The sequence below is a fragment of the Lutibacter sp. genome (genome assembly GCF_041596795.1).
GTDB lineage: Bacteria > Bacteroidota > Bacteroidia > Flavobacteriales > Flavobacteriaceae > Lutibacter.
In genome coordinates this window covers 1-9,113 of the sequence record NZ_JBFHHX010000130.1, presented here as the reverse complement: position 1 = coordinate 9,113, position 9,113 = coordinate 1, and the positions used below count along the sequence as shown (strand labels likewise).

The following is a 9,113-nucleotide window of genomic DNA, read 5'->3' as shown; positions in this document are numbered from 1 at the left end:
GTTTGTTGAACCTTTAATCACAAAATCAAAAGACGATACTACTCATAATCGTAGAATTGTGTTTAGTTATTTACGTAACAAATATGCAATTAGCGAATTGTTTAATGAAGTATCTGTAAAAGTTGCTGATAGACCAGGAGGTTATGTACGTATTATTAAATTAGGAAATCGTCAAGGAGATAATGCTCCAATGGCAATGATTGAACTAGTTGATTACAATACAACTTATAATCCAAACGGTGCTAAGAAAAAGAAAACTACACGTAGAGGTAAGTCTAAAAAGGCTGACAGTGCAGTTGAAACTGTTGAGGCAGTTGAAGAAACTAAGAGCGATAACTAAATGATAAGTTATTAACAATATAAAAGGATAAACTATTTACAGTTTATCCTTTTTTTTTATCTTTGAACGCAATACAAACTTTATATACTAATTAATGAAATATACACAACGCAAAAAAGCAATTTTACTTTTAGAAGATGGGACGATTTTTGAAGGAAAATCAATAGGAAAAGATGGAACGGCATTTGGTGAAATATGTTACAATACAGGTATGACAGGTTATCAGGAAATTTTTACTGACCCTTCATATTTTGGGCAATTAATGTTAACTACAAATGCGCATATTGGTAATTATGGAATTAATAATGATGAAGTTGAGTCAGATTCCATGAAAATCTCTGGGCTTGTTTGTAAAAATTTTAGTTTTAACAATTCAAGAATAGATTCAGATGGGACTCTTGAAGAATATTTTGAAAAAGAAAATTTGTTAGCAATTTCAGATATTGATACAAGAGCAGTTGTTCGTTATATTAGAGACAAAGGTGCTATGAATGCTATAATTTCAACTAATTTAGATGTTGAAGTTTTAAAAGAAACCTTAAAATCTGTTCCTAATATGGATGGTTTAGAATTGGCATCTAAAGTATCTACAAAAGAACCTTATTTTTATGGAAACGAAAACGCTACCTATAAAATTTCGGCATTAGATATTGGAATTAAAAAGAATATACTTAGAAATTTAGCTAGTAGAGATTGTTATATAAAAGTATTCCCTTTTAATGCTACTTTTGAAGAGATGAATGCTTTTAATCCAGATGGTTTCTTTTTATCTAATGGTCCTGGAGATCCAACCCCGTTAAAAGAGGCTCAACAGGTAGCCAAAGAAATTATTAAAAGAGATTTACCCTTATTTGGTATTTGTTTAGGACATCAGATAATAGCTTTGGCAAATGGAATTTCAACCTATAAAATGCATAATGGGCATAGAGGAATTAATCATCCTGTTAAAAATTTAATTACTGGAAAAGGAGAAGTAACTTCTCAAAACCATGGGTTTGTAGTAAATAGAGAAGAATTAGAAAAAAATGATGAATTTGAGTTAACACATATTCATTTAAATGATAATACGGTAGCTGGAATGCGTATGAAAAATAAGAATTGTTTTTCTGTTCAATACCATCCAGAAGCAAGTCCGGGACCACATGATTCGGCGTATCTTTTCGACCAATTTATTGAAAATATTAAAAATTCTAAATAATTAAAATTAAAGCTATTAACCCCAAAGTTAATAGCTTTTTTTTCACCAAATTAATCCGAGAAAACGTTATAGTATAAAAGGTAAAAATTAGCAGTTGAAATCACGTTAAATTTTGTAAATTTGGACTTGAAAATTAATTAATAAAAATATAAAAAAATGAGTATAATTTTAAGTGTGCATGCACGTCAAATATTTGATTCAAGAGGAAATCCAACTGTAGAAGTTGATGTAATTACAGAAAATGGTGTTTTAGGTAGAGCAGCAGTTCCATCTGGAGCTTCTACAGGAGAACATGAAGCTATGGAATTACGTGATGGTGGAAAAGATTATATGGGAAAAGGAGTTTTAAAAGCAGTAAAAAATGTAAATGAAATTATTGCAGAAGAACTTTTAGGTACTTCAGTTTTTGAGCAAAACTATATTGATCAAGTAATGATCGAATTAGACGGAACAAAAAATAAATCTAAATTAGGTGCAAATGCTATTTTAGGTGTTTCTTTAGCTGTTGCAAAAGCAGCTGCTAATGAATTAGAAATGCCATTATATCGTTATGTTGGTGGTGTAAGTGGTAACACACTTCCAGTTCCAATGATGAACATTATTAACGGAGGTTCTCACTCTGATGCTCCTATTGCATTTCAAGAGTTTATGATTATGCCAGTAATGGCAAAAAACTTCACTGAAGCCTTAAAAATGGGTAGTGAAATTTTCCATAATTTAAAAAAATTAATTCACGATAGAGGTTTAAGTACAGCAGTTGGTGACGAAGGAGGATTTGCTCCAACTTTTGATGGTACTGAAGATGCAATTGAAACTGTATTAAAAGCTATTGAAAACGCAGGTTACAAACCAGGAGAGCAAGTGAAATTAGCTTTAGATTGTGCAGCAGCAGAATTCTATGTTGATGGTAAATATGATTATACTAAATTTGAAGGAGATAAAGGTGTAATTAGAACTTCAGAAGAACAAGCTGATTATTTAGCTGAATTATCTGCTAAATATCCAATTATTTCTATTGAAGATGGAATGGATGAAAATGACTGGGAAGGATGGAAATATTTAACTGAAAAAATTGGAGATAAAGTTCAATTAGTTGGTGATGATTTATTTGTTACTAACGTAGAGCGTTTATCTCGTGGTATTGAGAATAATATAGCAAACTCTATTTTAATTAAAGTAAACCAAATTGGAACTTTAACTGAAACAATTGCAGCTGTTAATATGGCTCATAATGCTGGTTATACTTCAGTTATGTCGCACCGTTCAGGAGAAACAGAAGATAACACAATTGCTGATTTAGCAGTTGCATTAAACTGTGGTCAAATTAAAACAGGATCAGCATCTCGTTCTGATAGAATGGCAAAATACAACCAATTATTAAGAATTGAAGAAGAGTTAGGAAGCGTTGCTTACTACCCACAAGCAAAAGCCTTTAAGGTTCTTTAATTAAAAATAAATATTTATTAAAAAAGCCGAGTTTTTACTCGGCTTTTTTGCATTTGTAACAATATATACATTATTAATAAAACATGTGTAAAAAATCTTTTAGAATAGTAGGAAATTGATTAAATTCGCTTTAACTAGATAAAAAAACCAAAAATTAAATTTTATAAATATAAACTATGCCAAATATTGCGATATTAGAAATAGATGGGAAGAAATATGAATTTCCAATTTTAAAAGGCTCTGAAAATGAATTATCAATTGATATTAGTACTTTAAGATCTGTTACTGGCGGAATAACAACCCTAGATCCTGGATTTAAAAACACAAGTTCTTGTGAAAGTGCTATTACTTTTTTAGATGGTGAAAAAGGAATCTTACGCTATAGAGGTTATTCTATTGAAGAATTAGCTGAAAAGTCTGACTTTTTAGAAGTTTGTTATTTATTAATTTTTGGTGAATTACCTACAAAAGAACAACGCTTAGAATTTAAGAATGAAATTAAGAAGAACACTTTAGTTGATGAAGATATTAAGAAAATTTTAGATGGTTTTCCTAAATCTGCGCATCCAATGGGAGTGCTTTCTGCATTAACAAGCGCACTAACAGCTTTTAATCCTAAAAGTGTAAATGTAGATTCTGAAAGGGATATGTATAAAGCGGTTTGTAAAATATTAGGAAAGTTTCCTGTACTAGTAGCTTGGACTTATAAAAAGGAGGAAGGTTTGCCATTAGCCTACGGAGATAATTCGTTAGGATATGTGGAAAACTTTATAAAAATGATGTTTGAAAAGCCAAATGAAAAATTTGTTTTAAATCCGGTAGTGGTAAATGCATTAGATAAATTATTAATTTTACACGCCGATCACGAACAAAACTGTTCAACATCCACTGTAAGAGTTGTAGGTTCGTCTCAAACCGGATTGTTTGCATCACTTTCAGCAGGTATATCTGCGTTATGGGGACCACTTCACGGAGGTGCAAATCAAGCTGTAATTGAAATGCTTGAAAAAATTAAAGAAGATGGTGGAGACTATCAAAAATATATAAAGAAAGCAAAAGATAAGGATGATCCGTTTCGTTTAATGGGATTTGGTCACCGTGTTTATAAAAACTTCGATCCTAGAGCAAAAATTATTAGAGAAGCAGCAGAAGAAGTACTTAATGATTTAGGTGTGGATGATCCAGTATTAGATGTTGCAAGAGGTTTAGCAAAAGTAGCTTTAGAAGATGAATACTTTAAATCTAGAAACCTATATCCAAATGTTGATTTTTATTCTGGGATTATTTACAGAGCTTTAGGAATACCTGTTCAAATGTTTACTGTAATGTTTGCATTAGGACGTTTACCAGGTTGGATTGCCCAATGGAAGGAAATGCGTTTAAGAAAAGAACCAATAAGTAGACCTAGACAACTTTATATAGGAGCTCCATTAAGATCTTATATAGAAAAAGATAAAAGATAAAAAAAGTTAGTTTTTAAAATATTGATAAAACCTCTTATTAATTTAAGGGGTTTTATTATTTTTACGGCTAAATATTAGTAATATGATAAATTTAAATGTTCAAAATGAAACTTCTCGGTTAAGAGCAGTTGTTTTAGGAACTGCAAAAAGCAATGGGCCAATTCCTTTGGAAAAAGAAGCGTATGATCCTAAATCTTTAGAACATATTAAAGCAGGGACATATCCATTAGAAAAAGACATGATTGTGGAAATGGAAGCCCTAAATGATGTATTAAAAAAATACGATGTTAAAGTTTATCGCCCAAATGTAATTGAAAATTATAATCAAATATTTTCAAGAGATATTGCATTTGTAATTGAAGATAAATTATTTAAATCTAATATTTTACCAGATAGAGAAAAAGAAATTGAAGCAATACAATATGTATTGGATCAAATAGATGAGAACAAAATAATAAAAACATCTGATGATATTCATTTTGAAGGTGGTGATGTAATGCTTTGGAATAACCATATTTTTATTGGCACTTATAAAGGTGATGATTATGAAAAGCAAATTACAGCCCGTACAAATATGAAAGGTGTAAATTTTATAAAAAAAATGTTTCCTAATAAAATTGTAAAAGAATTTGATCTGATAAAATCAAATACAAATGCTAGAGAAAATGCACTACATTTAGATTGTTGTTTTCAGCCTGTAGGAACAAATAAAGCAATTATTCATAAAGAAGGATTTAAGGATGTTAACGATTATAATTATTTAGTAAATTTATTTGGGTTAGAGAATTTATTTCATATTACTAAAGATGAAATGTACCAAATGTTTTCAAATGTATTTTCAATTTCTCCTGAAGTTGTAATTTCAGAAAGAAGTTTTACACGTTTAAATAATTGGTTAAGAGCTCAAGGATTTATTGTAGAAGAAATTCCTTATGCTGAAATTAGTAAACAAGAAGGCCTTTTAAGATGTTCTACAATGCCATTAATAAGAGATTAAAAAATGAAACAAATAACAAATACAATTTTAATGGTTCGTCCAGTTTCGTTCAGAATGAATGAGCAAACTGCTGTTAATAATTATTATCAAAAAGTAATTAACTCTTTAACACCAGAAACGGTGCAGTTTAAAGCTGTTCAGGAATTTGATGCTTTTGTAGAAAAGCTAAAACATGTTGGCGTTAATGTAATTGTTATTAACGATATAAAAAGCACAGATACTCCAGATTCAATTTTTCCTAATAATTGGGTTTCATTTCACGAAAGTGGAGATGTAGCTATCTATCCAATGTTTGCGGAAAATAGAAGGTTAGAGCGCAGAGAAGATGTTTTAGATATTCTTGAAGAGAACGGGTTTTTAATAACTAATGTGGTTGATTACACATCTGCCGAGGATGAACAAATTTATTTGGAAGGAACAGGAAGTTTATTGTTAGACAGAGAAAATTCAAAAGCCTATTGTGCACTTTCTCCAAGAGCCGATGAAGATTTATTTATTGAATTTTGTGAGGATTTTGAATATACTCCAGTGCCATTTGTGGCTAATCAAACGGTAAACGGTAAAAGACTACCAATTTATCATACCAACGTAATGATGTGTTTGGCTGAAAACTTTTCTGTAATTTGCTTAGATAGTATTGATGATAAGCAGGATAAGAAAAATGTTTTGAAGCATTTAAAAGAAGATAAAAAGGAGGTTATTACAATTTCTGAGAGTCAGGTAAATAGTTTTGCAGGTAATATGTTGCAGGTTTTAGGAGCCAATAATGAAAAGTATTTAGTTATGTCATCTTCAGCTTATGCTTGTTTAACAAAAGATCAAATAAACCGAATTGAAAAGCATTGTAAAATTTTGTATAGTTCATTGGATACTATTGAAGCTTGTGGTGGTGGAAGCGCACGTTGTATGATGGCTGAAGTTTTTTTACCAAAAATGGTATAATATAATTTGTAATTTGTAATTTTAAAAATGCTCTCGAAAAAAACCAAATATGGTTTAAAAGCGCTAAGTTATTTAGCAAAACAAAAACCGCATGAACCTGTTTTAATATCTGAAATTTCAGATGCTGAAAATATTTCAAAAAAGTTTTTAGAAAGTATATTGCTTGTTCTAAAAAAGAATGGAATTTTATCTTCTAAAAAGGGTAAAGGCGGAGGCTATTATTTAGTGAAAACACCCAAAGAGATTAAAATTTCTACAATAATTAGAATTTTAGAAGGACCAATAGCTATGTTGCCTTGTGTTAGCTTAAACTATTACAAAAAATGTGATGACTGTAAAAGTGAAGAACTTTGTAGTTTAAATAGACTAATGGCTGAAGTTAGAGATAATACCTTGAAAATTTTAGAAAATAAAACGTTGGAAGATTTTCATTGTGGTACTTAAAATAAAAAAGGGCTTTCATTAGAAAGCCCTTTTTGGTTTATGCTTTTACAAAAATTGGTATTTCAATTTTAAATAAATCTTGACGTAATCTTTCCAATTCAGTAATTAATTGTTCTTTATTATTTTCAAAAGCTTCTTTGGTTGTAGAAAAAAGATTGTGATAATAATTTATACCATCATTTAAATTATTTTGGAAGTTATTTAAATATTTTTCTTGTTTAGCATTAAAAGATTCTTTAACCTCTTCAACTCTTTCTGAAAAATACGCTACGTACATTGCTAATTCTTTAATAAACATATGTGGCCTGTTTTGGTAAGAAATAACATTTGTTTTACCATAAATATGACTTACCATTTCTTTTAAAGATATTTCTTTAGTAAAATACGCCATGTTTGGACCAGGGCAAATTGCAATACCTTCATCTGAACCTTTTTTATCAATAGAATAATTTAAAAAAGCAGCATTTGCTAATCCCTCACACAAACAGGTTTTATCAGTTATTTTTTCTAACCTTTTAGAATAATCTTCAGAATTTAAATTTTCTTCTTTTAATTCTTGAATTTTTTTGGTTTGATATTGTTTTGAAGCGGTACAAATTGCAATATCAGTGTATTCTGTATTAGAAGTTAAAAACTTTTTAGGGCAAGAACTTCCTGGTTCATTAGCATTAATACGTTGATTTTTAATAATTTCATTAGTACTTCCTAATAAACTATTAAATGGAACTCCTAAAGGTGAAACATTACTTAAATACAAGTCTTTTTCATCTGCTTTTGCTAAAGTTTCTCTAGTTTTAACATCAACAGTTGTTGCTTCTGGAACTAAAAGAAATGGAGAACCCCAACCTACAGAATCAATATTGTAATTATCTAATAAAAATTCATGTTCTTCATGAGTTCCTACACCACCTTGAACAGTAATTCCTAAATTTAAAGGTTTGTTTGGTATGGTTTTATCTTTACTTTTTAAAGCATCAATTAAAATGGCATGAACTTCATCAATTAAGTTTTCCTTATTATTTTTGAATTCTTCTAAAATAGGTCCCATTAAATATCCATCAGATGCAAATGCGTGTCCACCGCAGTTTAATCCAGATTCAATTCTGTATTCTGAAACCCATAAACCTTTTTTAGCTAAAAATTTACCTTGTATTATGGCAGATCTGTAATCGCTTACCTTTAAAATTATTTTTTTCTTTAAATAACCTTCTTCATTTGGAAAAAAGTCGTTAAAGTTTTCAAAATAAGCGTATAATCTTGGATTCATCCCTGCAGAAAGTACTACAGATGAATCTAAATTACTATTGGCAAAACCTCTTAAAGCTGCGTGTGCATCGTTAAATTCACTTGGTAAGGCTTCTTTTTTATTGTAATTCACCTTATCAAGTTTGGTCATAATGTTTACATCAATACTTCCCGCAACTAAATTTTGCTGAATCCAATTTTGAATATCTTCTTTTACGGTGTTATGCTGTATAGTTTCAATAAAATTTTGTTTTAATTCAGAAAAATCTGGAAGCATATCCATATATTTTTCAAATTCACTGGTTTTATCTTCAAAACTTTTTTTAAGGTTTTCAAATTTTTGTTTTACTATAGTGTCAACAGTATTTAAGTATGAAGTTATTCTTTTTGCTCTATAATCTTCAACTTTATTAGAAATTGCTTTATATGGTAGTTCGAATTTCTTTGAATAATATTCATTCATTTTTTCAATTAGAATATCATCAACAATAGAAATTACTGATGAAATACCATATTTTGCAATCTTAATTGGACTATCTATAGTAAATGCTAACCCCATTACTGGCACATGAAATGAATGAGGATGTTTTTTGTTTTGCATACTATTAATATTTTAAAATTAATTTACAGAGCAAATTTAATGAACTTAGATGTAAGTTTAATGATAGTTGTCAATTATTAACAAATTAAATGGCAATGTTAAAAAAAATCCAGTCCACGTAAAGTGAACTGGATTAACAATTTAAATATATAAATTGGAATTAGCTTCCTGATATACTACCTCCAGAAGAGGTGTTTTTATTTATTTGGGTTGGACTCCCTTCATAGTCAATATCTCCTCCGCTGCTTGCGTTTGCGGTTAATTTACCAGTTACATTTACATTTATGTTGGCACCGCTACTAGCTTGTGCTGTTGTATTTATAGTTTCAAGTTTATCTGCATCTATAGAGCTTCCACTGCTAGCACTTGCAGAAAATTGTTTTGATTTTCCATAAATGTGAATACCTGCTCCGCTTGATGATGAACTTGAAATATTG

At 29.7% G+C, this 9,113-nt stretch carries 9 protein-coding genes; 7 read left to right on the top strand and 2 right to left on the bottom strand.

Annotation, left to right across the window (positions count from 1 at the left end; translation table 11 throughout):
- From rplQ to ABY298_RS12830, 7 genes are all read left to right on the top strand, one after another.
- A partial coding sequence (gene rplQ, locus ABY298_RS12860; protein WP_372746464.1) for a 50S ribosomal protein L17 occupies nucleotides 1–340 on the top strand: 340 nt, incomplete at its 5' end.
- Nucleotides 341–434: 94 nt separating this feature from the next.
- Nucleotides 435–1,538, top strand: coding sequence for a glutamine-hydrolyzing carbamoyl-phosphate synthase small subunit (gene carA / locus ABY298_RS12855; RefSeq protein ID WP_372746463.1), 1,104 nt, complete (start codon nucleotides 435–437; stop codon nucleotides 1,536–1,538).
- A 156-nt stretch (nucleotides 1,539–1,694) separates the two neighbouring features.
- Nucleotides 1,695–2,984 carry a phosphopyruvate hydratase gene (gene eno / locus ABY298_RS12850; RefSeq protein ID WP_372746462.1) on the top strand — a complete coding sequence of 430 codons (1,290 nt, stop codon included), beginning with the start codon at nucleotides 1,695–1,697 and terminating at the stop codon, nucleotides 2,982–2,984.
- A 176-nt stretch (nucleotides 2,985–3,160) separates the two neighbouring features.
- Nucleotides 3,161–4,447, top strand: coding sequence for a citrate synthase (locus ABY298_RS12845; RefSeq protein ID WP_372746461.1), 1,287 nt, complete (start codon nucleotides 3,161–3,163; stop codon nucleotides 4,445–4,447).
- 82 nt (nucleotides 4,448–4,529) lie between these two features.
- A complete protein-coding gene (locus tag ABY298_RS12840; protein WP_372746460.1) occupies nucleotides 4,530–5,444 on the top strand; it encodes a dimethylarginine dimethylaminohydrolase family protein in 915 nt (304 codons plus the stop codon).
- A gap of 3 nt (nucleotides 5,445–5,447) precedes the next feature.
- Nucleotides 5,448–6,386: a citrulline utilization hydrolase CtlX gene (ctlX, locus tag ABY298_RS12835; RefSeq protein WP_372746459.1), complete on the top strand. Its 939-nt coding sequence runs from the start codon at nucleotides 5,448–5,450 to the stop codon at nucleotides 6,384–6,386.
- 27 nt (nucleotides 6,387–6,413) lie between these two features.
- Nucleotides 6,414–6,830: an Rrf2 family transcriptional regulator gene (locus ABY298_RS12830; RefSeq protein WP_372746458.1), complete on the top strand. Its 417-nt coding sequence runs from the start codon at nucleotides 6,414–6,416 to the stop codon at nucleotides 6,828–6,830.
- Nucleotides 6,831–6,867: 37 nt separating this feature from the next.
- Here ABY298_RS12830 and ABY298_RS12825 read toward each other — a convergent pair whose 3' ends face one another.
- Both ABY298_RS12825 and ABY298_RS12820 read right to left on the bottom strand, forming a co-directional pair.
- Nucleotides 6,868–8,676 carry a hypothetical protein gene (locus tag ABY298_RS12825; protein ID WP_372746457.1) on the bottom strand — a complete coding sequence of 603 codons (1,809 nt, stop codon included), beginning with the start codon at nucleotides 8,674–8,676 and terminating at the stop codon, nucleotides 6,868–6,870.
- 160 nt (nucleotides 8,677–8,836) lie between these two features.
- Nucleotides 8,837–9,113: GIN domain-containing protein (locus ABY298_RS12820; protein WP_372746456.1), on the bottom strand; the 277-nt coding region annotated here is incomplete at its 5' end.